The following is a 25,328-nucleotide window of genomic DNA, read 5'->3' as shown; positions in this document are numbered from 1 at the left end:
CTGTCATGACTGCGCAGTCATATCTACGCAGTCGGGCGGGGCGCGTCAAGGGTTCGCGCGAAATCTCCTGGTAACTTTCGGGCCCGCACGGTGGCCCCGAGCGTTGGCCGACGGCCATGAATCCCCGGTTGTCTGGGTAGCTACCGGGTTTGCCACGCGTCCCGCGCCGTCCCGCGCCGCCGTCCGAGGGGCTGCCCGTGTCACCGCACGACATCGAGTCCCTGGCCCGTACCGCCCTGCCCGAGATGATCGACGACCTGCGGACACTGGTCGAATGCGAGACCCCCAGCGACGACAAGGAACTGCTGAGCGCCGGACTCGCCGCCATCGAAGACCTGGCGCTTCGGCGTCTCGGCCCGCCGGACGAGGCCGTGCGCCACGACGGCGGCGAACACGGAGACGTCCTGGAACTCCTCTACCGGGGCACCTCCGAGACGACGGTGCTCCTGCTCGCCCACTACGACACCGTGTGGCCGGCCGGCACCCTCACCGAATGGCCGTTCACCGTGACCGACGACGGCCGGGTGAGCGCGCCGGGCGCCTTCGACATGAAGTGCGGCCTGGTGCAGGCCATTTGGGCGCTGCGTCTGCTGCGTGAACGGGATCTGCCGCGCCCCACGGTCTGCCTGCTCCTCAACGGGGAGGAGGAGATCGGCAGCCCCTTCTCCCGGCCCCGCATCGAGCGGCTCAGCGAGCAGGCAGCGGCCACCCTGGTGTGCGAGCCGGCGGCGGGTCCCGACGAGGACCTGAAGACGGCCCGCAAGGGCGTCGGCCTCTTCGAGGTGGCGGTGGAGGGGGTGGAGGCACACGCCGGCCTCGACCCGTACGGCGGCGCGAGCGCCGTGCACGCCCTCGCCGAACTGGTCACCTGCATAGCGTAGTTGGGCTCACGGGAGCACGGTACGACGGTCAACGTCGGGGTGATCAGCGGCGGTACGGGACGCAACGTCATCGCCGGACACGCCCGTTGCGGTGTCGACGTACGCATCGCCGACCCCGCCGAGGCGGCCCGCGTCGACACCGCACTGGCCGCCCTCACGGCCTCCGATCCCCGGGTACGGTTGTCCGTCTCCGGCGGCTGGACCGCCCGGCGATTGTGCCGACGCCGGCTTCCCAACTCCCCGTCAAACAGGCGCAGTCGGTGGCCGCAGAGCTGGGTCTGACGATCCGTGAGACCGGCGTGGGTGGGGCGAGCGACGGCAACTTCGTCTCCGCGCTGCGACGCCCGGTGCTGGACGGTCTGGGGCCGGTGGGCGCGGGTGCGCACGCCCGGGACGAACATGTGCTGCTGGCCCACGTTCCCTCCCGGACCGCGCTCCTCGCGGGGCTGCTGATGGCCCACGCGGAATAGGCGGGCGCCCGCGTACGCTGGACGTACGGTCGGCTCCAAGCGAACGGGGATCGGGATGACGTACGAGGCGAAGACCGAAGTGAAGGTCGGGGCGAACGTCGAGGCAGGGGCCCCGGAAACAGTCGAGGCGGTCCGTCAGGCCCGCTTCGGGCAGCTGCCGGAGCGGATCCGCGTGGAGGACATGGTGGCCGCGCAGCCGGCGTCCGTGCCGGACCCGGCGAAGGACGCGTACAACGACGACGAGTGGCTGGTCCGGTACTGCCTCTGAGGTGACGTGAAGTGAAGTGAGCTGAGGCCGGGTCGGCACCGACCCGGCCTCTTTCGCGGAAGCGGCGGGTCAGGGCTGCGGAGGCGTTTCAGGGGGCGGGGGAGAAGTCCGGTGGTGAGGCGGCGGGGCGTTGAAGGTGACGCCGGAGATGTCGCGGCCCTGGATCACCGGACTGTTGTGGTAAGTCCCGCCGCTGATCTCGTTGTGCACCACGCCGTCCCGTTCGCCGGTCTGCCGCGCGTGCCGTGACCACTCTTCGAGATGGCGCGCGAACTCCCCGTCCAGCACGGCCCGGACCGCCAGCGCCGTACTCAGCGCCTGGGCCCGGGCCGTGTCGTTCGGTGCCTGTACGAGAGCCGTGAGTTCGGGTTCGCCCGAACTCACGGCCGGGATGATCACCGTAGGATCCCCGTCCGTGCCACCGCGGTGGAAGGGGCGCCGGACCAGAGCCGTCAGCCCCTGCCATGCCTGCCGCCCGGCTTCTCCGCCGAGGCCACCGGCGAGCGCCGCCAGCAGTGTCACCGAGATGGGGTCCATGGGTGTACTCCCTGTCGCGAAGGGGCGGAATTAGGCGAGGGCGGTTCCGAGCCACGAGCTGGGAATGCAGATCGCTATTCCGAGTGCGAAGGCACCCCACCAGAGACAGGTTAGCGACTGACGGAACCTGGTGGTCTTCGAGATCGTGCGGGTGGGCATGTTTGCGTGTTTCTCCTGCACTCACTTGTCGGGACGGGGTGCTGCTGCGACCCCTGCGAAGATCCTCTTACGGCGGACCCAGGAGTGGCAAATCCCGACAACGTGACTGCAGAAGTCTATTCAACGGGTTCCCGGTCTGGTAGAAGTCTTTTGCCGTGTCGATCCCGAGCGAAGTCCCGCGAGGCTCGCCCGCGCCTGGGACGCCTCCGTGGCCGCGCCTATCCGGTCCGCGACCTCGATGGCCTCGGTGATGTGCGCCGCGGCCGAACTTTCCTCACCCAGCCCGAGTTCGGCGAGCCCCAGCGCGTGCAGTGCCTGGGCCTGTTCGTGCGCGGCGCCGACACTCCGTGCCAGGTCCAGGGCGTGTCGATGACGGGCCGCGGCCTCGCCGAACCGTCGCGCGGCGTGCAGAGCGACCCCCATGGCGTGCAGCGTGTCGGAGGCGTTGCGCCGGTCGCCGAGCCGGCGGAACGTGGCGAGGGAATCCTGGTACAGATCGAGCATGGCGGGGAGTTCGTCCGGGGAATTCATGGTGTTGGCAAGGTTGACCTGGGTTATGGCACTCTCCGAAGGGCTGCCCGTTTCGCTGAACACTTCCAGTGCTTCCTGGAGAATTCCTCTCGCGGCCTCGGTTTTACCCATGCGGACGTAACGATCCGAAAGGTTGTTGAGAACGTGTGCGTATTCGCGCCTGTCCGCCGATTTCCGGAAGTCGGTGAGCGCCGCGTGAAAATTCTTCCCGGACTCCTCGAAATTTCCGAGATAGAGTTGGGTTATTCCGAGGTTGTTCCTCGCCCGGGCGATCTGCCAGCGATCTCCCGAGAGGAGACGCAGACGCAGGGTGTCGAGCTGGAATTCGAGTGCTTTCGCCAGCCGGCCGCGGTTCCAGTGCAGGACGCCGAGTTGATGAAGGGACTCGGCCCTGGCCTCGGTGTCGCCGATCTCCCCGGCGCTCCGTAACGCGTGCTGGTGGGCGGTGCGTGCCTCGTCGTACCGGCCGCAGCGGGAGAGCGCGTTGCCCAGATCGATCAGCGCATGGACCTCGGACTGCCGTTCGCCGACGGTGTGCCAGTGCTGTACGGCGGACGCGTGCATGCGCCGGGCGTCCGCAGAGTAGCCCTCCTCGTCGAGGAATCCGGCCAGGGCGCCCGCCAGGAGGGCCGCTTTCTCGTGCCGCCCGGTGGCCCGGCAGTGGCGTTCGGCGGTGAGGAGTGCCGTGCGCTCCGCCAGGAGCCAGCGGCGGGCCGACTGCGGATCGTCCCAAGGTGGGATCGGATGCTCCGCCGGTGGGAGCGGACGGTGGGGGCGAAGGGCGCGCGGATGGATCATCCTGTCGGCCGCGTCGGATGCCTGCACATAGAAATTGATCATTTGGGATACGGCCTGCTCGCGCACGGTCTCCGATTCCTCGGACATGACGAGTGAGCGCGCGTATTCGCCCAGAAGATCGTGGAGCGTGTAGCGCTCGGGTGCGGGCTCGCCAGCCAAATGGGCGTCGAGTAGCACCTCGAGGACATTTTCCGCAGCGGCGTGAGGCAGTCCGGTGAGGGCGGCGAGGGTGTATGCGTCGATGTCCGGTCCGAAACGAAGACCGATAAATCGGAAAACTGTTTGTTCCTCGCTCGTGAGTGTCCTGTACGAAACTTCGAACGCCGTGGCTATCCCGCCCCTGCTGCCGTCCCGGATTTCGTTGAGGCGCCCTTGTCCGTGTGTGAGCCGACGCAGGAGATGGGCGGTCGTCCAGGAGGGGCGGGAAGCCAGTCGGCCCGCGGCCAGTTCGATCGCGAGCGGCAGATAGCCGGTCAGCCGGACGATGTCCGCGACCTCGCTCGTCTGCCGGGTGCGCTCCTCGCCCGCCACGGAACGGAACAGGGCGATGGCGTCATCCGCCGGCAGTACGTCGAGCTGGATCGAGCGGATGCCGGGCAGCCCGGTCAGCCGTCGGCGGCTGGTGACGATGACGAGGGACGGTGACGCACCCGGCAGCAGGGGGCGCAGCTGTTCCGGGCCTGCCGCGTCGTCGAGGATCACGATGGCGCGCCGGTCGCTGAGCAGGCTGTTCCACAGGTCCGCCAACTCGCGCGGGTCCTGCGGGAGATCCTTCGCGGGGACACCGAAGGCCCGGATCAGGGAGCTGAGCGCGGCCTCGGTGGTGAGCGCGTCCTGGCCGGGTGTGTGGGCGCGCAGATCGAGGCGCACGGCGCCGTCCGGGTACAGCGGCCCGAGCTGTCGGGCCGCGTGCAGAGCGACCAGGGTCTTGCCGATTCCGGCCATACCGGACACGGTCTGCAGGGCGATGACGTTGCGTCCGGCCCCTGAACCCGCCGACGGGGGTGAGGCGGTGTGTACGATGGCCGCCAACTCCGCTTCTCGGCCCACGAGTTCGGCGTGTACGGGCAGTGTCCGGGGTGGTGTCATTGCCGCACCGGCGGTCACTGCGGCCTCGCGCCGAGGCAGAAAGGTGTGCACCGGCGCGCCGTTGAGGACGAGTCCGTGCAGCCGGGAGAGAGGCGCGCCCGGGTCAGCGCCGAGGTCTTCGCGCAGACGCCGTCGGACGTCTTCGAAGACACGCAGCGCGTCGGCCTGCCGTCCGCTGCCATAGGCGGCCGTCATGAGCCGGCCGGCGAGCAGTTCGTCGGTGGGGTGCTCCTCCACGAGGGCGGTGAGGTCGGGGACCAGCTCGGCGTAGCGGCCCTCGCGCAGTTCGAGGTCGACTCGGATCAGCTGGGCGGAGAGGTGCCGTTGTCCGAGGATGCCCCTGATGTGCTCGGCCCACAGTCCGGGCAGACCGGCGAGTGGCTCACCCCGCCAGAGCGCCCCCGCGTCCCGCAGCAGACACAGCGCCCGCCGGTCGTCGCCGCTGTCGCTCAGGGCACGCGCCTGGGCGATCAGGCCCTGGAAGCGGTGGTAGTCCACCCGGTCCGGCGGCACGATCATGGAGTAGGTGTGCGCCTGCTGGACGAGCCGCGCCGCGTCGTCCAGGGCTCGAAGCCTGCGGCGGATCCGGGCGGCGTACGAGTGCAGGCTCGCCCGGGGCTGCGCGGGTGGGCTCTCGTCCCACAGCCGGTGGATCAGGGCGTCGAGAGAGACCGGGCGCCCCGCTTCGAAAGCCAGCGCCGCGACGAGCAGCCGCTCCTTGGCTGAGCCGAGCGGATCGGCGTACTGGTTTCCGCGTAGCTCGACCGGTCCCAGTAAGCGAATTTCCCAGTCCACCAGTGCCCCCGTCCGGCGGTTCGGCCTGCGCTCTGGCGTCGCTAAGAATCGCATGCGGTCAATAAGTGTTCAAATATTGCTACAACTTGAAATATTTATTGGCTCAATTCTGACCAATGTGAACTCGAGAGAAACCGGACCGGTCTGATGTGGACGGCGGTCGGGTAGGACGTGAGACGTCGGGCATCGGGGGACCTGGGGGAAGCGGCTCATGCGGCATGTCACGGACGAGGAATTACGAACCGCTCTGACACTGGCCGCCCGGCGGCCCGCGGCCCGGCAGGCACTCGCCGACCTCGTACGCACCCTCCTGCCCTCCGCGATCACCGAGTCCGTCAGAGCCTGGATCGAGCAGGCAGGCGGAGCCGGCGCGGCCGACGACACAGGGACACTCGCCGAACTGCTGGCCGGGGAAGCGGTGAACAGGCCCAGGTTCGCCGGGGAGTTACAGCGCTGGCGCAACCACGTCCTGGCCGCCGAGGCCGCCGCCGATTCCCGCCATCAGGTCGCGAACAGCATCGGTACCTCCGCCCGCGTCATCGGACCCGTGGTCCAGGCCCGCGACATCACGGGCGGCGTCCACATCCACCCCGTACTCGATGCGACGGCAGTCAGGGCGCCGGCCGTCCCGCGTCAAGTGCCGCCCGTGTCAGGCCACTTCGTCAACCGGAGAGCCGAACTGGCCGAACTCGACCGGCTGGCGCGCTCACCCGGCGGCTCCACGATCGCCGTCGTCAGCGGACCGGCCGGCATCGGCAAGACCGCGCTGGCCCGCCACTGGCTGCTGGGCCGCGCGGGCTCCTTCCCCGACGGGCAGCTGTACGTCGATCTGCGCGGCCACTCCGTCGACGGCCCGGCGCGCCCCGGCGAACTCCTCATGGAACTGCTGCGCTCCTTCGGCCACGAACGTATCCCCGCCGAACTGAACGAGCAGGCGGCGCTCTGGCGTTCGGTCACCGCCGACGCGCGCATCGCCCTGCTGCTCGACAACGCGCTCAGCGCCGCCCAGGTGCGCCCGCTGCTCCCCGGATCGACGGCGGCCCTCACCCTCGTGACCAGCCGTAATCGGCTGACCGGTCTCGGCCTGGAGGGCGCGGTCTTCGTCACGCTGGACGTGCTGCGAACCGACGACTCCATGGAACTGCTCAGCCGCAGAGTCGGCGCCGACCGCGTACGGCGGGAACCGGAAGCCGCACTGGCCATGGTCGAGGCCTGCGCGGGGCTGCCGCTGGCCGTGTGTGTGGCCGGAGCGCGCGCCGCGTCCCGGCCCCGGCAGTCACTGGAGGTTCTGGCGCGAGCGCTGAGCGGCAGCGAGGGAGAAGGCCCGCTGGAGGCGCTGCGCATGGGAGGTGAGTCCGCCGTACGCTCGGCGCTCCAGGAGTCGTACCGCCTTCTGGAACCCCGACTCGCTCGTGCTTACCGGTACTTGAGTCTCGCCCCGGTTCCCGTGCTCACTCCTCCGGTGGCCGCGGCCGTGTGCGATGTCGACCGGGGTGGCGTGGACCGGATGCTCGACGAACTGGTCGAGGTGCACCTCCTTGAGGACCTCGGGCCTGACTCGCGCACCGGCCTCGACCGCTACCGCTTCCACGACCTGATCCGCGCCCATGCGGGGGAACGCGCCGCCGATGAGGAAACGACCGAGAACAGCGACCGGGCCCTGCGACGCGTCGTGGACTTCCATCTGGCCGCCGCGACAGCCGCCGAGGCGCTGCTCACCCCCAGCCACCGCACCCTCCGCCGTGACTACGCCGCGCCACCCGCCGCGCCACCCTTCGCCGACGCCCCGGGCGCGCTGCGCTGGCTCGACGCGGAGCGCGCCCGGCTGATGGCCGTACTGCGGACGGCTGCGGCGCGGGGCTGGGACGCCGCAGCCTGGCAACTCGCCGACAGCCTCTGGCCGTTGTTTCTGCGCCTGCGCCCCTATGACCTGTGGATCGAGGCCCACGAGACCGGCCTGGCCGCGGCCCGCCGGGTCCAGGACCGCGCCGGGATCAGTCGCATGCTCACCTCCGGCGGCGCGGGCCTGCGCAACGTGGGCCGTTACGAGGAGGCCCTGACCTGGTTCGGCCACGCACTGGACGCGGCCCGTGAGGACATGGCGGAACTCGCACCGCAAGTGACCGGTTCCTCAACGGAGTTGACGACCGCCCGGCGCAATGAGGCGCAGGCACTGCACGGACTCGGGCAGACCCACCGGCTGGCCGGACAACTGGACCTGGCGCGCGAGTACTTCACCCGTGACCTGGCCCTGCGCGAGGAGATCGGCTACCGGCGCGGCGCCGCCCTGACCCGGCTCTGCCTCGGTGACACGGCGCTCGCGGACGACCGACCGGACGAGGCGCTCGGCCACCTCACTCGCGCCCGCGCCGAACTCCTCGCCGAGAACGACCCCTACGACGCGGCCCGCGCCCTGGCGTTCCTCGGGCGCGCCCACGCCCGCCGCGACGGCCCCCGGCACGACCTCGCGGACAGCCAACTCCGGCAGGCTGTAGCCGAGTTCGAGGAGACCGGATCGGTCCACTGGCAGGCACGGGTGCTGGAGATGCTGGGTGAAGGGGCCGTGGAGCGCGGGGACTTCGAGCGGGCCAGGGACTGGTACGGGCAGTCCCTGACCCGCTACGAGCCGGTCAGTGAAGGCGATGCGCGTCGGGTGGCGGACCGGTTGCGGCACATGCCGTGATCCCGGCGCGCATCCGGACGACAGGGATACCGCCCACCCCGGTGAGCAGTACCAGCAGACAGCCCGGGTAGCGCCACAGGACGAGCCCTGCCAGCAGCCACGCGTCGACGGCGGGCCTCGGACGGGTGCTGAAGAGCACGTCGGCACACTCGCGCCAGTTCTCTTCGGCGTCGTCGAGGCAGACGACCACGAGGTCGCTCACGCGGACCGCCGGCCCCGCCGGCCGCCCCACAGACGACGGGGAAGCGGAAGCGGCGGCAACGAGGGTTCGAAGGCGGGTTCGCCGAGCCCCAGCAGCCGGTACATCAGCGTGCGGGTATTGCGCCCGAACCGCCCAGGCTCCGAGGAGATGCGCCGCGCGATCCGGGCGTACGCCAGGGCCGGATATGCGGAGCGGGCGTAGGCGAGCTGCTCGGGCAGCGCGTGCGACGGCGACAAAGCCGGTGCCACGCGAGCGAGTTCGGCGCCCGGAGACGCTGGGTCGACATCTGCCTCCGGGAAGCGGGCCAGGATGACGGGTGCCCGCGTGAGGGTGGAATACAGGGTCACGGAACCGTGGTCGCCGATCACCCAGTCCGCGGCGACGACCAGTGAACGCCAATCCAGCTCCGGCGGCACGACGACGATGCCGGGCCGCCGGGCCGCCGCCAGCCAGGACCGGACCTGCCAAGGGCCGTGCCCCGACCAGACGTTGGGGTGTACAAGCACGGCCACCCGGTACTCGTCGGGCGGCAGTTCCGCGAGGAGCCTCGGCAGGAGGGCGTCCATCCGGTTGAAGGAGGACCCGGCTCCCCAGGTCGAGGAGACCACCAGCAGTTTCTGACCGCCGCGCAGCCCCAGCGCGGCACGGTGGCGGGCCCGCAGCGGCATACTCGCCGCGATGCGGTCGCGCGTGGCGTCACCGACCACCTCGGTGACGGGCAGCGCCTCCGGGCACTCCCGTCGAAGAGTGGCCAGGTCGTCCCGGTGCGCGACAGCCAGCGCTCTGGGCACCAGCCTCCCGTCCCGTACCAGATACCGTCTGCCCAGCCCGCCCACGGTCCGCGGCGCTCCCGGGTCCCGGTCGTCGGCAGGCCGCGAGAGCTTCATGTGCCCGACGCCGTGCGGCAGCCGCAGCAGCGGGCCGCGGAGCCGGTCGACCCCCTGCGAGCCGGCGGCCAGCACCAGGTCGAAGTCACGGTCGAGAGCGGCCTCCCAGGGCAGCAGGCTGTCGTGCTCCGCGGGTACGGAACGGGCCGCACCCGCGTTGAACGCGTGCGGCGCGATCGTGAAGTCGACCTGGATCCGCAGATCGGACTCCAGCAGCGACAGCGCGTCACGCAGCCGCTGTCCGTACACCTGTGTGTGTACGACGGCCAGGACCCGCTTGCAGCCCGGCAGCGTCAGCCATTGCCGTGCACCGTCCATCGATACCCCCGTTGTGGTGTTCCCGCCGAAGGGGAACGCTTGGTACGGGGGTGCCCGGCCGCCCGGTCGGAAGGCTTGCCGCCGCCTTGCCGAAACCTTGCACAGCCGCGGAGACACGGGCGGGCCGCCGATCAGTAAAGGCCGCCGCTGGTCGAATGTCGGGGTCGTCGACCCGGTCGACCGGTACTTCACGGATGCGCAGAAGGTTGCGCTGGGCGCACCGCGCGTCCGAGAAGCCGGCGGCGAGGCCGAGCCTCAGCAGGGCGTTGTGCGAGCGGGAGACGAACGCGCGCTTCGGCGGCGCACCACGTCGGCCTGGCGGTGCAGGCGGCTGCCGACGGCTACGTCGCTGTGGCCGGAGAGATCCCTACGGGCTGCTCGCCAAGGCCGGCATCTGGTACCTCGTCGCCGACTGTGCCCGAGTGCCACGGATGGACCGACTCGAACGGATCACGGCGTGGAAAGAAGTCGACCAGCCACGACGGACCCGCGAGAACCAGACCCTGGCCGGCGTCGCCGCAGCGCCTGTTGATCAGTGGGAACGCAACCATGCGATAGAGGTCAGCGCGACCATCGACCAGACCCAGATCGAGCGAGCGCGACGGATCCTTGGCCAACGACTCGTCCGGGACGGCCATGAGGAATCCGCCACCGGCCACAAGGTGACGATCCGCTTCCCGCATCTGGAGGACGTGCGAGCACTACTGCCGTTCGGGAACACCATCACTGTGCACGGCCCCACCGAAGCCAGGGCTCACCTCCGCGACCTCGCCACCGACCTTGCCCACCACTGTGCGCCGTCACCAACGGCCTGACCCGCAACAGCTAGCCCGCGGGCCAGTGTGAGTTCGGCATGCCGTCATCGCTCATGTGCGCCCGCTGCCAGATCTCGTTCCAGCCGTACGGGATCTCCGGCACGATCCGATGCCACCCACGGCACAGCTCGACCCATGCGTGCCCGGTCGAGTACGGCTCCAGCGGTCCCTCGTCCCCGCAGGCCGGGCAGCCGGGGAGGTCGGCGCCGTCCAGAATCGCGTTCTGTCGCCGGACGTACTCGGACAGACGCAGCGACGGGTGGCGAAACGGGTCTTCGTACCAGGCGCGGTCCGGGCCCTCCCACCTGATCCGCAGCCACCACGGTCGCGGGTTCGCTACAGCCCTCCGCCCGGCCCACTTCTCCGCCCGGCGCTGCGCGACGTACTCCTCCGCCTGCGCGAGCCACAGCACCCTCGCCTCATACAGTTCCTCCACCGCCCGCACCAGCGCGTCCGGATCCGCCTCCAGCCGCCGGGGGATCGCGGCGCTGAGCGTGAGGTGGTGGTAGGTCGCCCGGAAGCCGTATGGCGCGAAGAGGGTGATGCAGGTCCGCAGCGCGCTGTGCCGGCGGCGGAGGGGGAGGCGGGCGTCGTGCACGCGCGCTCGGTGGGTCAGGAAGCTGGTCATTGTGTGGGCCCCAGGTCCAGTGCCCGTGCCAGGGCGGCGGTGACGGCGGCGGCGTTTGCCGGCAGGTGTTGTTCGGCCCAGGTTCCGGCGAGGCTGAGGAAGTCCTGCAAGTCCCGCTGGGCACCGGTGACGAGCGTGCGTACCTGGTCTACTGGCAGCTCGATCACCGGGCTGCTCTCCTCCCCGTAGGCGTCGAGAGTCAGTCGGACGGTGCCGCCGACGCGTTCGGCAACCGAGGACGGGTCGTGGCCGAAGCCGGCGTAGCCGGTGCCGTCGAGCACCTCCAGCCAGTCCCGCCAGGTCTCCAGGCCGCTGCAGCAGCCCGGCTCGACGAAGGCGGTGCCGGTGACGTTGTCGGTCACCCGGAACCCTCCGGCGGCGAACAGATCCGGCATGGTGAGCAGCCCGTGCAGGAATGTGCCGAGCGGGTCGGTCGGGCACGGCCCGTGCTCTTCCTCCGGCTCGAAGTCGTTGCAGTCGGCGATCCGCATAACCGCCGTGCCGACCTCCGCCGGAGTCAGCTCCCCGTCCAGAACGAGGTAGCCGTACGACTCGTGCTCGCCAACCGGCCAGAGCGCGAAGTCGTCTACAGCGAGGATCTCCAGAACGGGTTGCATCACAATCACACGGGGATGATGCCGGACCTACTGCCCCACCGCGACCGGCTTTTGCTGCGGTATCGGGCTCAGGGCGGGCCCGCTACCTGGGCAGTTTCGCGGTTCGCTCCGGGTAGTACTCCAGCTGTAGATGGTGATCAGGCGTCGTGAGACGCTGCCCTGCATGATCGCCAAGCTGCAGTGTGTGGTGTTGGACTGTGCCGATGCCGTTGGGCTGTCCCGGTTCTACCAGTCGCTTCTCGGCGGCGTCGTGAACCAGCCGGATCCGCGGTGGTCGCTCGGGGAGGGCTGGGCCACCCTCCACACCGACGGCGGGTTCGTGCTGGCCTTCCAACGCGTGGACAACTATCGGCCGCCGCGCTGGCCGGACTCCGCTCGCCCTCAGCAGTTCCACCTCGACCTGGAGGTCAAGGACCTGGAACAAGCTCAGGAAGACGTTCTCAAGCGGGGTGCCAAACTGCTCGACGTGAGTGACGGGCAGCGGAGTTGGCGCATCTTCGCGGATCCGGCAGGGCACCCGTTCTGTCTCGTCCGGCACTGAACGGGGGGCACCGTAAAGGTGGGGCCGCCCAGCGGACCCGGCCAGCACGCTCACGCATTATGAGCCGTCGGTGAGCAACTCCGCCAGGCGGTCGGCCAATTCGGTGAGCCAGTCCAGTCGTGGTCCGCTGCGGGCGATACGAAAACCGTGGCGGCGGCCCCAGAACGCAGCCTGGACGGCATGGAACTGGGCCCACCGCTGGACGCGTTCACGATCGAGTTCCGCGGCCTCGGCGAAGACGTCCAGGACGCGGTGGACAGCCTTGCGCAGGTCATCCGCTTCGAGGAGCGTCAGCGCACGGGACTTCAGCAGTGTGCCGCCGTCGTAGGCAGGATCTCCCACATACCCCTTGGGGTCCACAACCAGCCACGGCTCTCGGCCGGCACGCAGGATGTTCCGGGCATGGAGGTCACCATGGATGAGGGTGTCCGGCTGGGCCCGACCCAGCTCCCGAACGGTCGCCACGGCGGCATCCAGCACCTGACGCGGCAGTGCATGCGCCAGTTCTTCGGCGTCCTTGCACAGGTGTTCCTCCCAGACACGGGCCTGCTCACGCATCCGGGGCAGGCCGCGCGGTGCGGGGATGGCCAAACGGCGATTGAGCCGCCCGGCGACCATCACCACCTCGTCGCCGTCCTCGACCTCCGCCAGAGTCGACGACTGAACCCGCTCCAGCAGCATCGCGAACCGCTCGTCGTCACGCTCATGCAGCAGCACGGCGCCGCACCCATCCCACGCAACGAACGCATCCGGCTCATGGACGTTGCCGGGATGCGGAAACGACACTTTCAGCACGGCGCTCCCCTCAGCCCGCCGCCGTACCGGAACGATGACACCGACGCCCCCGTGCATGACCTCGCCGTCCGGCACGCACCCCCAGCGCCCCAGCAACTCCTCCACGATCCCAGGCAGCTCGGCGAGCCACACCGCCCCAGCCTCCCCCTCGCGGCTGACGGTGCTCTGGGCGAACTCCTCGGGCATCGCGATCATCCTGGCACCCTACGCGCCGGCCCACCGCAGCCACCAAGCCCAAGCCGACCACTGCCGCCCGGCAGACCCACGCGGATGATCTACACCACCCCGTCCCAAGTCACGGGCAAATCTACGGGCGGCGGGCCAGCAAGTGGGTGTCGAGGAAGCCCCGCTCGGACGCTGGGTCGTGGAGCAACCGAGCCACCGTGACGAGCCCGACTCCGGCCAACAACTCGGCAAACTGCTCCGCCGGCCAGCTATAGGCGGGCGCCACCTTGTGATCGAAGCGGACCGGTTCCGGCCCCTCGGTCCCGAAGAAGGACACCAGGAGCAGACCCCCCGGTGCCAGGACACGCACCTGCTCGGCGAGCAGCGCGGGCAATTCTCCAGGTGGGGTATGGATCATCGAGTAGTGGGCCAGCACTCCACCGAGCGCGCCGTCCTCGACCGGCAGAGCCTCCATCCGCGCTTCGTCGAACCGCAGCGTCGGCTGGGCCCGCCGAGCGTGAGCGACCATACCCGGGGAGAGGTCGAGTCCGAAGGCGTCCAACCCCAAGTCGTGCAGCATGGACGTCAGATGGCCGGGTCCGCACCCGACGTCGGCTACCCGCAGGTTCCCCGTATCACGCACGAGCTCGGCGAAGGTGCCGATCATGTTCCGCGCGAACGGCCGCGTCTCCAACCGACTGGTGAACATCGACGCATAGAGCTCGACGACCCCGTCGTAGGCCGCCCTGGTCTCGTCCTGGTGTTTTAACACGGGCAGGAAACTAACACCCGCGCCGTTTGCAGCCGTTCTCCGGCCCTATACCGGCGCTTCCTCTCGGACTGCTCGTCCCCGCACCCGATTACGGGACACCCCTGGTAGTTCGGAGAAGTGCGCCTCGTTGTACACCGGCACCACGATCTCGACCGAACGCTGCCGGACGCCCCTCGCCGACGAGTGAGAATCAGCGGACTCACAGCCTGCCCACAGAAGCGCACCGGCACGTGACTTATTGACACGTGACTTCAGGCCGTGTGCGCGTTGCCGCCGCCCGGGGTCGCCGACGCTATCAACTGGTCGATCAGCGCTATCAGCACGTCCCGGCACGAGTCCCGGTCCCGGGCGTCGCACAGCAGGACCGGGGTGTGCTCCGGCAGCGCCAGCGCCTCCCGGATCTCGTCCGGCTCGTACGGATGTTCCCCGTGGAAGCCGTTCACCCCGACGACGAACGGGATGTCCCGGCGCTCGAAGAAGTCGATCGCCGCGAAGCTCGACTCCGGCCGGCGGACGTCGATGAGGACCACGGCCCCCAGCGCGCCGATCGACAGGTCGTTCCACATGAACCAGAACCGCTGCTGCCCCGGCGTACCGAAGAGGTACAGGATCAGCTCGTGGCTGAGGGTGATGCGGCCGAAGTCGAGGGCCACGGTGGTGGCCTTCTTCTGCTCGATGCCGTCGAGGTCGTCGATGCCGAGGCCGGCCGCCGTGAGCGGTTCCTCGGTGCGCAGGGGCACGATCTCGCTGACCGAGCCGACCATCGTCGTCTTGCCCACGCCGAACCCGCCGGCGATGAGGATCTTGACCGTGTCGGGGGCCGAGGTCCCGTTCAGGGTCGGGTCAGAGCCGGCCAAGGCCGTCCCTCACTTTCTGGAGCAGGTCCATGTCCGTGGTGCGCGAGATCTGCCTCGGGGACCGGGCGGTGATCCGGCCGGCCTCCAGCAGGTCGCACAGCATGATGACGACCACACTCACCGGCAGGTCCAGATGGGCCGCCAGTTCCGCCACCACGACGGGCCGCGCGCACAGCCGCAGGATCCGAGCGTGCTCGGGCTGCGGGCGCGTGGGCCCGTCCGGCTGCGGCTCCACCGCCGTCACCGATGTGATCAGAGTGAAGTCGGCGCGGCTGGGCCGGGTCCGCCCGCCGGTGAGCGTGAACGGCCGTACGAGACGGCCGGCCGCGTCGCTTCCGTTCACCTCACTCGCCGGCCGCGCCGACGACCCCGGCACGCGGGGCCGCGCTGAGGTGCTCACCGATCTTCTTCACCAGCATGTTCATCTGGTACGCCACCACGCCGACGTCCGCGCCCTGGCTGGTCAGCACCGCGAGGTGGGCACCCGGGCCGGCCGCCGTGAGGATCAGGTAGCCGTTGCGCATCTCGATCAGCGCCTGACGCACCGGGCCGCCCCGGAAGTCCATGCTGACGCCCTTGCTGAGGCTCATCAGCCCGGACGCGGTCGCCGCGAGCCGCTCGGCGTCATCCCGCAGGAACGCCGTGGACCTGCTGACGACCAGTCCGTCCTCGGAAAGCACGACGGCGTGGTTGACCTCGGCTACCCGGTCCACGAGTCCGGTGAGCAACTGGTCGAGCTCGGTGTGCGTGGCGGGGGTGGGGCGTGTCATTTCTCTGTCCTTCATCAGCGGTCTGCGGGCGGAGTCGAGGTGACCGGAGTGCCTGCGTCGGGGAGCGGTGCGTCAGGTTCCTGAGGAGTGTTGTCCTCCCCATGGTCGTACTGCTCTTCGGCGTCGTCGTCACGGGCCTGGAGGGTTCCGCGCTGGAAACCGGAGAGCGAGGAGGCCGCGCGCTCCGCCGAGAAATCCTCGAGCGCGTCCTCGGACGTGGCGTCCGGTTCGGTGTCCTCCCACAGTTCGGCGGCCAGACTGGTCTGCGGCACCCGGCGCGGCAGCGGGGTGAGCCCGCCCTTGCGGGCGGGGCCGCCGCGTTCTGCCTCGCGCTCACCGCCCGGACCCGCTCCGCGGTCCGCCCCGACGAGGACGCCGGCCCGGGGAGAACCGGCGTCGGCGGTCCGGACGCGGGCCGCGGCGGGCTGCGTATCCCGGACGCGCTCGGGTGCCGGGCGATCCGCGACGGCCGGCCCGGGCACCTCGGCGGACGCCTCCTTCGACACCGACAAGTCGGTGTCCGGCGCGCTGAGTTCCCGTACGACCACCTCGTGCGGGATCAGCACGATCGCCGTCGTACCGCCGTACGGCGACGAGCGCAGCGTGACATGGATGCCGTGCCGGACGGCGAGGCGCGCGATCACGAACATGCCGAGCCGCAGGTCGTCGGCGAGGGCCACCACGTCGAACTGCGGGGCCTTGGACAGGTGTTCGTTGAAAGACGCGTAGTCGTCCTCGGACATGCCGAGTCCGCGGTCCTCGACCTCGATGGCCAGGCCCTTGGCGACCATCGCGGCCCGTACGCCCACCGGGCTGGGCGCGGGGGAGTAGGCGGTCGCGTTGTCGATCAGCTCGGCCAGCAGATGGATGACGTCGGCCACCGCGGGCGGCGCGAGGTACACGTCCTCCTCGGTCTGCACCTCGACCCGCTGGTACTGGGCGACCTCACCGACGGCGCTGCGCAAAATGTCGATCAGCGCGACCGGCTCGGTCCAGCTGCGGCCGGGCCGTTCACCGCTGATGATGACGAGGTTCTCCTCGTAGCGGCGCAACTGGCTCGCCGTCGAGTCGAGTTCGTACAGACCCTTGAGGATCTCCGGGTCCTGGTGGGCGCGTTCCAGCGCGTCCAGCTTGGTGAGCTGGAGGTTGACCAGGTTCTGGCTCTGCCGCGCGATGCCCAGGATGACCTTCTGGAAACCCCGCCGGGTGTCGGCGAGTTCGACCGCGGTGTGCACGGCGGTGCGCTGCGCGGCGTTGAACGCGTGTGCCACCTGGCCGAGTTCGTCGTGGCCGTAGTCCAGCGGTGGGGTGGCCGACTCGACGTCGACCTTCTCGCCCCGGTTGAGGCGCGCGAGCACGTCCGGCAGCCGTTCCTCGGCCAGGCCCAGCGTGGCCATACGCAGCCCGCGCAGCCGACGGGACAGGGACCGGGTGATACGCCAGGACAGGACGACGCACAGCACCAGCCCGCCGAGTCCGACGGCGCTCAGCGCGCCGGCCTTGATCAGCAGCGAGTTCGCCTCGTCGGCGCTGCGGGTGAGGAGCCCCCGGGTCTCGTCGTGGATGAGCGAGCCGTACTGGAGGCTCAGTTCGTCTATCGCGGCCGACCACTGCTTCTGCCTGCCGGGCAGGGTGATCTTCCGTTCGGCGCCGCCGCCGGGCGTGCCCGACGCGAGCACCTGGTCCTCGATGGAGGTCACGGTCCGCCAGGCGGGGCCCGCCAGGATCGCCTCGGTGCGGGTCTTCGCCGTGCCGGTGAGGGACTGGATCAGCTGGTCCTCGACGACCCAGCGCCTGGCGCTGACCAGCCGGACGTAGGACTCCCACTCCTTCTGGTCGAAGTGCCCCGAGGGCCAGGCCAGAGTGAGCTGTGAGTCCTCCTGGGCGACCAGTTCGGCCGCCTGCTCCAGTGACACGAGTGGGCCGGCCTGCGAGGTGAGGTCGCCGTCGTCGACCTGGGAGAGCTCCTGGAAGGCGTGGATCTGGTTGCCGATGATCGACGAGTACTGGTCCAGCACCTGCTGGGGGGAGATGTCGGTGAGATGGTCGACCTGCCCGCGGTAGTACTCCAGGCTGCCCGCCGCCGCGATCACCGAGTACATCCGTTCCCCGACACGGTCGGGGGCCTCCTGGACGGCCCTGGTCTGTCCGACGAGTTTCGCGACCGCCTCGTCCGTCGCCTTGCGCTGCGCGTCCATGGCGGTGCGGTCACCCCTGGGCGAGGCCAGCCACTCGGCCGACAGGGTGCGCTCCTTCTGCAGCGCGAACGTGGCGTCGGTGCCCATGGCTCCGGTCGCCTCGCTGAGTTCTGTCTGGTTCCGCAGTCGCATGCCCTCCGAGAACATCTGAATCGTCGTCACACCCCACATCGCGGCGAGGAGGACGCTGGGAACCAGTGCGAGCAGGATCAGCGAGAGACGTATGGAGCCGAGACGGCGCCGGGCACCTTTGCGTGGAGGCATCGTCGTCCTAGGGCGATCAGCGGTGAGTGGAAGTGACAAGTGGCAGGTGGCGGATGGGGGGGGTGACAGTGGAAACGGAACAGGTGGCGGAACACGCCCGGGTCGGCAGGATGCTATCCGTACAAGCGAACGTACACACCGTGAGCCCCCAAAGCTTGGCGCAGCCGTTGTACGACGGTTGCTGCGCAAACGGATTCGGGAGCGCGCCGGAAGGGGATGCGGAACGTCCGCTGAAGGGAGCCGACGGGGGCCATAGGGAGCCCTAGGGGACGGGAGTCGGGTACCGGGTGACGCTCAGCGGGTGCCGTCGGCCGCGAACCTGGCGACGTCGGCGATGTTCTGCTTGGTGACGAAGGCGGGCCCGGTGAGCACGGGAGCCGATCCGCCGCCGCTGAAGTTGCCGTTGGACTTGTACAGCCAGAGCGAGTCGACGGCGAGATAGCCCTGGAGGTACGGCTGCTGGTCCACGGCGAACTGCACGGCACCACTCTTGATCGCGCCCACGATGTCGTTGTTGAGGTCGAAGGTGGCGATCTTCGCCTTGCTGTCCGACTGGTCCACCGACTTCACCGCCGAGAGCGCGAACTGCGCGCCCAGTGTGACCACTTCGTCGATGCTCGGGTCCTGGTTCAGCCGGGCCGCGATGACCGCGGACACCGCGTCCGTGTCGGTGCCGTTCACGTACAGGTTCTCGGTCTCGCCGGTGAAGGTCTTCTTCACACCGGCGCAGCGCGCCTCCAGGCCGACGTTCCCCTGCTCGTGGATGACGCAGAGGGCGTGCTTGACCTTGAGCGCGTCCAGCTTGTCGCCGAGAGCCCGGCCGGCGGTGCTCTCGTCCTGCCCGAAGAACTCCAGCAGACCCGTCGAACGCCAGGCGTCGATACCCGAGTTGAGGCCGACCACGGGAATTCCGGCGGCCTTCGCCTGCGAGACCACGCTCTTCATCGCGTCCGGCTTGGCGAGGGTCACGGCGATCCCGTCGACCTTGTTCTTGACTGCGTCGCGCACCAGATCGGCCTGGGCGGCGGCATCGGGGTCGCTCGCGTACGTCAGCTCGACGTTGTCCTTCGCCGCGGCGGCCTGCGCTCCCTTCTGCACCCGCTCCCAGAAGGCGTCGCCCTTGGCTCCGTGGGTGATCAGGGCGACCTTGATCCGGGGGGTACCGGCGCCGGCGGCGCCCTGGCCGGAGCCGGAGTTCGACCCGTCGGAGCCGGAGCCCGAACAGCCGGCCGCGAGGAGACAGACGGCGGCCAGGCCGGCGACAACGGCCGTGGCACTGACGGATCGTGCGGAACCGGAAGAGGCGGGGGGTGTGTTCATGGAAGTGCGGCACCTCGCTGCGCGGCCGAGGAGAGGAGGGACGAGAAGGGGAGTGGGTACGGCAAAACTGTGCGATCGCCGGTCGACGTGCACTGACTGTCCGACTTTCACTGGGGCGGAGCCAACCGGATGTGACGCCCGGTAGTCAAGTGAGCAACCAGTTGGAACCGTGTCCCCGGCTCGTGTGATCCCCTTCGGACGGTTCTGGGTGGTGTCAGAAGGATTGCCGGTACGGAGGTGGAATGGAAGGGGAAATGGGGCCTCCGGTTCCCTTTCGTGTCCTGGTGCCGCCAAATCGTCGAGGTTCCGAGGGTGAACGCCCGTACCGGGACCTGGAACCGGGGCCGAGTGAACGCGGTCGGAGTGACCGCGGTCGCCGGAGTGTCGCCAACCTTCCGGCTCCCGCGGCTCCTACGCGTACGGGCTACGGCTTCCGGGCCACCGCCCCGTACATGGCGATGTCCTCGTCCCGGATCCCCTCCCCGCTCGTCACGTCCGGATGCCACTTGTGGACCTGGACGATTCCCGGCTCGACCAGGTCGAGGCCCTCGAAGAACTGCTCCGCCTCGGGGAACGTGCGCAGGCGCATCGGCATGTTGCGGGCCTTGTACTCGCGGGCGACCCGGCCCACCTCCTCCGGGGCGAACTCGGCGGTGCCGATGGACATCGCCAGGTAGCTGCCCGAGGGGAGGGGGTCGAGGAGGCGGCGGACGATGCCCACCGCGTCGTCCTCGTCCAGGACGAAGTGGACGATCGCGATCACCGTGAGGGCGACCGGCTTGGTGAGATCCAGGGTCTCGCGGAAGTCGGGGGAGTCGAGAATGGCCTCCGGGTGCTGGAAGTCGGCCTCGATGTACGCCGTCCGGCCCTCCGGTGTGCTGGCCAGCAGGCCCTGGGAGAGGGTGAGGACGATCGGGTCGTTGTCGACGTAGACGACCCGGGACTCGGGAGCCACCGACTGGGCGATCTCGTGGAGGTTGGGGGAGGTGGGAATGCCGGTGCCTATGTCGAGGAACTGGCGGATGCCCGCTTCCTTGGCGAGGTAGGCCACCGCGCGGTTCATCCAGTCGCGGTTGGCCTTCATGTGGATCGGCAGGGCGGGCCACTCGTGCGACATGGCGTCGCCCGCTTCCTTGTCGGCGGGGTAGTAGTCCTTACCGCCGAGGATGTAGTCGTAGATCCGCGCGGAGTGTGCGTTCTCCGTGTCGATTCGGTCGGCAGGCCATCCGTTGTCGGGCACGCCGCCCTCCCCTTCAGCTCGTGAGTCCGGTTCTGAGTCAGGTCAGTCAAGTCTCAGTAGAAACAAGGCAGTTCAGAGCAGGAAGTCTGCGTCACCCGCCTTGACGCCGGCCAGGAAACTCGTCATCTCGTGCGGGGTGAAGACCAGGGCGGGGCTGTCGGGATCGGTCGACTGGCGGACGGCGACCCGGCCGTCGGCGAGCTTCTTCACTTCGACGCAGGCCCCGCCCGCGTCGTCGCTCCACGGCTTGGACCAGCCCCGGGAACCGAGTTCACGGGCCGGCATGCCGTTGCGTACGGGGTGGGAGTGGCCGGAGTGGTTGGAGTGGGTGTTCGTCAGGTGGGGATGCGTGGGGTGGTGCATGTCAGAGCTCCTTGCGAATCGCACCGAGGAGAGCCTCGGTCTTTCTGGCGGGCGCCGACTGCGCGCCCAGCCGGTCCAGGGCCTCGCGATAGACGACGACGTCGTCGCCCTTGTCGAGATACACCGCGCCGACCAGACCGCTCAGATAGACGATGTCCGGCAACTCGGGTGCCCTGAACCGGAAGAGATGGAACGCCCCGGCCCGCATCGCGGGATGCGGGCCGTTGCCGAACGGCATGATCTGCAAGGTCACATGGGGCAGCGCGTTCATCTCGATCAGGTGATCGATCTGGGCGCGCATCACCTCCGGACCGCCGACCGGCCACCGCAGCACGGTCTCGTCCATCACGATCCACACCCGCGGCGGCGCCGGGCGGGTCAGCAGTTCCTGGCGGCGCAGACGCAGCGCCACGCGCCGGTCCGTCGCCTCCGAGGAGCCGTGCGGATTGCCGGCCCCCAGCAGCGCACGCGCGTAGTCCGCCGTCTGGAACAGCCCCGGCACGAACTGCGCCTCGTACGCGCGGATCTGCAACGCCGCCTGCTCCAGGCTCAGATATGCGGCGAACCAGTCGGGCAGTACGTCCCGGTAGTTGTGCCACCAGCCGCGCTTGTTGGCCTCGCGGACCGACTTCAGGAACGTGTCGATCTCCTGCTGGTCCGTCACCCCGTACGTCTGCAGCAGTTTCTCGACGTCCGGCAGGCGCAGGCGGGCCACCTTGGCCGCTTCCATCCTGCGGATCGTGGAGTGGCTGACACCGATCGCCGCACCCGCGTCCACGAAGGAGAGACCGGCGCGCGTCCGCAGCTCCTCCAGCTGTCTGCCGAGGATCATGCGCAGGACGGAGGGGGCGCCGCCCCAGTCGGTCTCCGCGGTCACGCCTACCCCCTCAGGCCGGGCTCAGGGTTGCAGTCTGTCACGATCATCTTTCGACGGAAGCAGCATGCACCCCACAAAATGCAAATTTCAACTTGCTGGTTGCGAGCCGTTGTTGTCAGGTGTCACAGTGTTCGTACCTTCCCGGAAACGGTGAACGACGAGTGCGAACGGCCCAGTTGGGGGAGAAGGGGCCGCAACCTGCGCTGTTTTGCTACAGGTTGACCTACTCGCGGGTCATCTCGGGGCGGTGTCGCACCGGCCAGGGTGCGCAGGCAGACGAAAGGCGAACGGCGATGGCTCCGCCCTCCCTCCCCCAGCCGCTCGGCCGAATGCCCAGCGGCCGACGTGTCGGCCGCCCCGACAACCCGGATCTCCCGGACCCGTTCGGTCACTCTCCGCAGTCGGACATGTTCGTTCTGCCCGCGGCTCCCGCCTCCGTGAGCGCGGCCCGCCGGAAGGTGCGCGAACTGCTCGACGCCTGGCGCGTCGACGCCGACACCGCCGACAACGCCCTTCTCATCACCTCCGAACTCGTCACCAACGCGCTCACCCACACCGCCAGCGAGCGGATCGTCTGCCGACTGCGTCTCGCCGCCGGGCGGCTGCACGTCGAGGTCGAGGACGAGAACCGTGGCGGGACCCTGCCGGCCCAGCGCCGGCCCGGCTTCGACGAACAGTGCGGGCGCGGACTCCTGTTGGTCGGCGTCCTGAGCAGCGACTGGGGAGTCCGCGACGCCCCGCACGGCTCCGGCCGTATCGTCTGGGCAGAACTCCCCACGGCAGAAGTTGAGTTGACGGAGACGTCCACGGCGTCACCACCGAGCACGACGTCAACGGCCCCCGCGTCACCGGCAACTCCCGCCGAGGCGACTGCTCCCACCGGCACCGCGAGTCTCGCCGAGACGGCGACTGCCACCGAGGCGGCACTGATCGCATCAGCGCCGGTCGGAGCCGCCGCATCCCTGTCAGCTGCGCCGCCGCTACCGCCGACTGGCCGTGTCGCCGCACCCGTGCCGGCCGCGCCCCCGCTTCCCTCGGCCGCTCATCCCGCTGAGGCCCCGTCCACTGCACCGGCTCCGGCCGGACCCGCAGTCGTGCCCGCCGCGCTTCCGCCTGCGTCGGCTGTCCATGGCGTCGGGTCTGTCTCGGCTCCGGCTTCGCTTCCCGCGGGCGCGCACGCCTCCGCGCCCGCCCTGGCCCTCCCGCCCACTCCATCCACCCTCCACGCGACCCCCGCTTACCCCACCGCCCACGCAATCCTCGCTGCTCCCGCCGTACAGGTCGTCGCGCCCGCCCCCTGGCATCCGTCGGCCCCGCACCGCATCCGGCCCGTCCCCCACTCGGCCGAAGGAATCGCCTCACATGGACCGTATGGAACGACAGCACCGCACCCCCCGTACTCCCGCTCCTGACCCGCGCCCGCTCGGCCCGCGTGGCCCGGTCGCCCACCCGTCCCTCGGGTCACACGCGCCCCACCCGTCTCGCCCCCTCCAGTCCGTCGCCACCCACCTCGCACCCCCGCCGCCCCACGCGCCCCCCTCGGCCAAGGCCGCACGTGCGCACTTCGGGCACTCCGGCCACCTCGTCCTGCCCGCCCGCCTGGCCACCGGCCTCGGTTGTGACGCCGTCAGCACGCCACGTGAGCACGGGCAGCGGATCATGGACTCGTTGCCCCGCGTCGGCTGTGTCTTCGCCGACGACCAGTGCTGGTGGTGGATCGTCCCGTCCGGTTCCCATATCGGTGTCACCTGGCCCCCGAGCACCCGTTACGTGGTCGGCGCCCAGCTGACCGACCCGTCCTGGACGCGCACCCGGCCGGCGTCCCCGTCCGCCAGGCCCCGGCTGATCCACAGCCCCGAGGGCGACTCGCCGTACACCCCGCCGATACCGCTCTACGTCCTCGCCTGCCGTCTGGCCGGCAGGGTTCCCAGCTGGTCACCGGGCACGGGCGGCTGATCCCTCCGGCTCTCTCGCGAATCCCCTGAGGCGAAAGGCCTCCGGGGATCTTGACGGCACAAATGTTACCGGTAACATTTATGCCGTCCCCGCATCGGCGCGAGGACGAGTCAGCCGCGTTCTCTACCAAGGCGACGGGAGTCCACGTGACCGACCACCCCTCCGGGCATCCGGCGGTCACGGAGCAACGGGCCTCCTCGGCGACCCCTGTGCCGCCGGAAGTCCCCGTGGCCCCTACGGGCCTTACGACCCCCACAGCCCCCGCAGCCCCTGCGACCCCGACCACTCCCGTCTTCAGCCCCGTCGCCGTGGTCGCCTCCTGCCTCGGCTTCGTGCTGATCGGGGTCATCCAGGCCTTGTACGGTCCGTCGATCCCCGCCTTCCGGAAGGAGTTCGGGCTCTCCCCGTCGGCCGCGGGTCTCGGCCTGAGCGCCCACTTCGCCGGCGGGGTCGTCGGGGTGCTTCTGTTCGACCGGCTGCACGCGCGGATCGGCAACCGGCGCATCCTCGGCAGCTCGTACGTGCTGATGGCAGTCGGCGCCGCCGGCTTCGCGCTGGCGCCGAACTGGCCCGTCGCCCTGGCCGCCGCCCTGCTCGCCGGGCTCGGGTTCGGCGGTATCGACTACGGCCTCAACCAGTTGTTCGCCGTCGGCTTCGGCGAGCGTTCGACGGCGATGCTGAACATCCTCAACGCCCACTTCGGCGTCGGCGCGATCCTCGGTCCGGCGCTGATCGGCGCGGTCGGCTCCGAGCACTATCCGGCCGTCTTCCTCGGCTTCTCCCTCGCCAACCTGCCCCTGCTGCTGTGCCTTCGCGGCGTACGGGAGCACCTCCCGCAGCCGGCCCCCACGCCCGGGTCCGACGCGTCCGGCCGCCCCGGCGGCCAGGTGCTCGCCCGCAGCCTGGCTTCCGTGATCGGTGTCTTCGTCACCCTCTATGTCCTGCACGTGGGTATCGAGGCGGGCGTCGGCGGCTGGGAGCCGACGCACCTGGAGACGGTCGGATACGGGGCCACAGCCGCCGCCACGGCCACCTCCGTGTACTGGCTGATGATGACCGTGGGCCGGTTCCTGGCCGCCCCGCTCGCCCTGCGCTTCTCGCCGCAGACGATCGTGGCGGTGTCCTGCGCCGGTATGACCGTCTGTCTGTTCCTGGCCGCCATACCCGGACTCGCCCCCTACGCCTACGCGGGCGTCGGCCTCTTCATCGCACCGATCTTCCCCACCGGACTGCCCTGGCTGAACCGGGCCGCCTCGGGGGCGCGAAGAGCCGGCGCCGTGGTCATCGCCGCGTCGATGGCCGGGGGAGTGGCCGCGGGGCCGGCGCTCGGCAAGGCCATCGAGTGGTCCGGTGTACGGGCCGTGCCGCTGCTGCTGGGCGGGGTCTCGGCGCTGTGTCTGGCGGCCACGGTCTGGCTGATCCGGGCGACCCGGTCTCGATGAACGCCCCCTCGCTCGACGACCGCTGACGATCACCTCCCCACCATCCGCACCTCCGTCTCCCGCTGCACCTGTACCTCCATCTTTCTCTGC

25 protein-coding genes and 1 pseudogene are annotated in these 25,328 nt (G+C 69.9%); 10 read left to right on the top strand and 16 right to left on the bottom strand.

Annotated elements, in window-relative coordinates; genetic code table 11:
* Positions 1–197 precede the first annotated feature (197 nt).
* The 4 genes and pseudogenes from QA861_RS09190 to QA861_RS09175 all read left to right on the top strand — a co-directional run bounded on the left by QA861_RS09190 (position 198) and on the right by QA861_RS09175 (position 1,619).
* A complete protein-coding gene (locus QA861_RS09190) occupies positions 198–881 on the top strand; it encodes a M20/M25/M40 family metallo-hydrolase (RefSeq protein WP_334587723.1) in 684 nt (227 codons plus the stop codon).
* A 39-nt stretch (positions 882–920) separates the two neighbouring features.
* A pseudogene (locus tag QA861_RS09185) lies at positions 921–977 on the top strand (hypothetical protein); the annotation flags it as partial.
* Complete coding sequence (locus tag QA861_RS09180; protein ID WP_334587722.1) at positions 968–1,351, top strand: M20/M25/M40 family metallo-hydrolase; 384 nt, start codon at positions 968–970, stop codon at positions 1,349–1,351. The pseudogene QA861_RS09185 and the gene QA861_RS09180, both read left to right, overlap by 10 nt.
* A gap of 55 nt (positions 1,352–1,406) precedes the next feature.
* Positions 1,407–1,619 (top strand): hypothetical protein, encoded by a 213-nt coding sequence (locus QA861_RS09175; protein WP_334587721.1) that lies wholly within the window; start codon positions 1,407–1,409, stop codon positions 1,617–1,619.
* Between the two features lie 69 nt (positions 1,620–1,688).
* On the opposite strand, the gene QA861_RS09170 is transcribed toward QA861_RS09175, so the two are convergent.
* Both QA861_RS09170 and QA861_RS09165 read right to left on the bottom strand, forming a co-directional pair.
* Positions 1,689–2,156 carry a hypothetical protein gene (locus QA861_RS09170; protein ID WP_334587720.1) on the bottom strand — a complete coding sequence of 156 codons (468 nt, stop codon included), beginning with the start codon at positions 2,154–2,156 and terminating at the stop codon, positions 1,689–1,691.
* Between the two features lie 279 nt (positions 2,157–2,435).
* Positions 2,436–5,528 carry an AfsR/SARP family transcriptional regulator gene (locus tag QA861_RS09165; protein WP_334587719.1) on the bottom strand — a complete coding sequence of 1,031 codons (3,093 nt, stop codon included), beginning with the start codon at positions 5,526–5,528 and terminating at the stop codon, positions 2,436–2,438.
* A 211-nt stretch (positions 5,529–5,739) separates the two neighbouring features.
* On the opposite strand from QA861_RS09165, the gene QA861_RS09160 reads away from it, so the two are divergent.
* Positions 5,740–8,211: an ATP-binding protein gene (locus tag QA861_RS09160; protein ID WP_334587718.1), complete on the top strand. Its 2,472-nt coding sequence runs from the start codon at positions 5,740–5,742 to the stop codon at positions 8,209–8,211.
* Here the strand turns inward: QA861_RS09160 and QA861_RS09155 are convergent.
* Positions 8,159–8,413 (bottom strand): hypothetical protein, encoded by a 255-nt coding sequence (locus tag QA861_RS09155; protein ID WP_334587717.1) that lies wholly within the window; start codon positions 8,411–8,413, stop codon positions 8,159–8,161. The two genes, QA861_RS09160 and QA861_RS09155, sit on opposite strands and share 53 nt — an antisense overlap.
* The gene (locus QA861_RS09150; protein WP_334587716.1) at positions 8,410–9,618 is read right to left on the bottom strand and encodes a hypothetical protein; all 1,209 of its coding nucleotides are present in this window, start codon (positions 9,616–9,618) and stop codon (positions 8,410–8,412) included. The genes QA861_RS09155 and QA861_RS09150 overlap by 4 nt, the downstream gene beginning before the upstream one ends.
* A 431-nt stretch (positions 9,619–10,049) precedes the next feature.
* Between QA861_RS09150 and QA861_RS47035 the strand changes: the two genes are divergently transcribed.
* Positions 10,050–10,433, top strand: coding sequence for a WYL domain-containing protein (locus tag QA861_RS47035; RefSeq protein WP_443041462.1), 384 nt, complete (start codon positions 10,050–10,052; stop codon positions 10,431–10,433).
* A gap of 10 nt (positions 10,434–10,443) precedes the next feature.
* Here QA861_RS47035 and QA861_RS09140 read toward each other — a convergent pair whose 3' ends face one another.
* Positions 10,444–11,061 carry a hypothetical protein gene (locus tag QA861_RS09140; protein ID WP_334587714.1) on the bottom strand — a complete coding sequence of 206 codons (618 nt, stop codon included), beginning with the start codon at positions 11,059–11,061 and terminating at the stop codon, positions 10,444–10,446.
* On the bottom strand, positions 11,058–11,678 hold the full coding sequence (locus QA861_RS09135; RefSeq protein WP_334590499.1) for a hypothetical protein: 621 nt from the start codon (positions 11,676–11,678) through the stop codon (positions 11,058–11,060). Before QA861_RS09135 ends, QA861_RS09140 begins: the two co-directional genes overlap by 4 nt.
* Positions 11,679–11,841: 163 nt before the next feature.
* On the opposite strand from QA861_RS09135, the gene QA861_RS09130 reads away from it, so the two are divergent.
* On the top strand, positions 11,842–12,219 hold the full coding sequence (locus QA861_RS09130) for a VOC family protein (RefSeq protein ID WP_334587713.1): 378 nt from the start codon (positions 11,842–11,844) through the stop codon (positions 12,217–12,219).
* A 57-nt stretch (positions 12,220–12,276) separates the two neighbouring features.
* Here QA861_RS09130 and QA861_RS09125 read toward each other — a convergent pair whose 3' ends face one another.
* The 10 genes from QA861_RS09125 to QA861_RS09080 all read right to left on the bottom strand — a co-directional run bounded on the left by QA861_RS09125 (position 12,277) and on the right by QA861_RS09080 (position 21,840).
* Positions 12,277–13,209 (bottom strand): aminoglycoside phosphotransferase family protein, encoded by a 933-nt coding sequence (locus QA861_RS09125; protein ID WP_334587712.1) that lies wholly within the window; start codon positions 13,207–13,209, stop codon positions 12,277–12,279.
* 112 nt (positions 13,210–13,321) lie between these two features.
* Entirely contained in the window at positions 13,322–13,951 is a 630-nt protein-coding gene (locus tag QA861_RS09120) for a class I SAM-dependent methyltransferase (RefSeq protein ID WP_334587711.1), read from the bottom strand.
* 251 nt (positions 13,952–14,202) lie between these two features.
* Entirely contained in the window at positions 14,203–14,808 is a 606-nt protein-coding gene (locus QA861_RS09115; RefSeq protein ID WP_334587710.1) for a GTP-binding protein, read from the bottom strand.
* Positions 14,795–15,151, bottom strand: a complete 357-nt coding sequence (locus QA861_RS09110; RefSeq protein ID WP_334587709.1) for a DUF742 domain-containing protein — start codon at positions 15,149–15,151, stop codon at positions 14,795–14,797. Before QA861_RS09110 ends, QA861_RS09115 begins: the two co-directional genes overlap by 14 nt.
* A gap of 1 nt (position 15,152) precedes the next feature.
* Positions 15,153–15,578: a roadblock/LC7 domain-containing protein gene (locus tag QA861_RS09105; protein WP_006377390.1), complete on the bottom strand. Its 426-nt coding sequence runs from the start codon at positions 15,576–15,578 to the stop codon at positions 15,153–15,155.
* A 14-nt stretch (positions 15,579–15,592) separates the two neighbouring features.
* On the bottom strand, positions 15,593–18,040 hold the full coding sequence (locus tag QA861_RS09100) for a sensor histidine kinase (protein ID WP_334587708.1): 2,448 nt from the start codon (positions 18,038–18,040) through the stop codon (positions 15,593–15,595).
* A 294-nt stretch (positions 18,041–18,334) separates the two neighbouring features.
* The gene (locus tag QA861_RS09095) at positions 18,335–19,360 is read right to left on the bottom strand and encodes a substrate-binding domain-containing protein (protein WP_334587707.1); all 1,026 of its coding nucleotides are present in this window, start codon (positions 19,358–19,360) and stop codon (positions 18,335–18,337) included.
* 424 nt (positions 19,361–19,784) lie between these two features.
* Positions 19,785–20,600 (bottom strand): SAM-dependent methyltransferase, encoded by an 816-nt coding sequence (locus QA861_RS09090; RefSeq protein ID WP_334587706.1) that lies wholly within the window; start codon positions 20,598–20,600, stop codon positions 19,785–19,787.
* A gap of 72 nt (positions 20,601–20,672) precedes the next feature.
* Entirely contained in the window at positions 20,673–20,885 is a 213-nt protein-coding gene (locus QA861_RS09085; RefSeq protein WP_318320640.1) for a DUF397 domain-containing protein, read from the bottom strand.
* A 79-nt stretch (positions 20,886–20,964) separates the two neighbouring features.
* Positions 20,965–21,840: a Sco1979 family transcriptional regulator gene (locus tag QA861_RS09080; RefSeq protein WP_334587705.1), complete on the bottom strand. Its 876-nt coding sequence runs from the start codon at positions 21,838–21,840 to the stop codon at positions 20,965–20,967.
* A 293-nt stretch (positions 21,841–22,133) separates the two neighbouring features.
* Between QA861_RS09080 and QA861_RS09075 the strand changes: the two genes are divergently transcribed.
* From QA861_RS09075 to QA861_RS09065, 3 genes are all read left to right on the top strand, one after another.
* Positions 22,134–23,252 (top strand): ATP-binding protein, encoded by a 1,119-nt coding sequence (locus tag QA861_RS09075; RefSeq protein WP_334587704.1) that lies wholly within the window; start codon positions 22,134–22,136, stop codon positions 23,250–23,252.
* The gene (locus QA861_RS09070) at positions 23,203–23,796 is read left to right on the top strand and encodes a hypothetical protein (protein WP_334587703.1); all 594 of its coding nucleotides are present in this window, start codon (positions 23,203–23,205) and stop codon (positions 23,794–23,796) included. The genes QA861_RS09075 and QA861_RS09070 overlap by 50 nt, the downstream gene beginning before the upstream one ends.
* A 308-nt stretch (positions 23,797–24,104) precedes the next feature.
* A complete protein-coding gene (locus QA861_RS09065; protein WP_334590498.1) occupies positions 24,105–25,238 on the top strand; it encodes an MFS transporter in 1,134 nt (377 codons plus the stop codon).
* Positions 25,239–25,328 lie beyond the last annotated feature (90 nt).

The sequence above is a fragment of the Streptomyces sp. B21-083 genome (genome assembly GCF_036898825.1).
Classification (GTDB): Bacteria; Actinomycetota; Actinomycetes; order Streptomycetales; family Streptomycetaceae; genus Streptomyces.
Note: the sequence above shows the minus strand (reverse complement) of the source record. Positions and strands in the feature narration are given on the sequence as shown.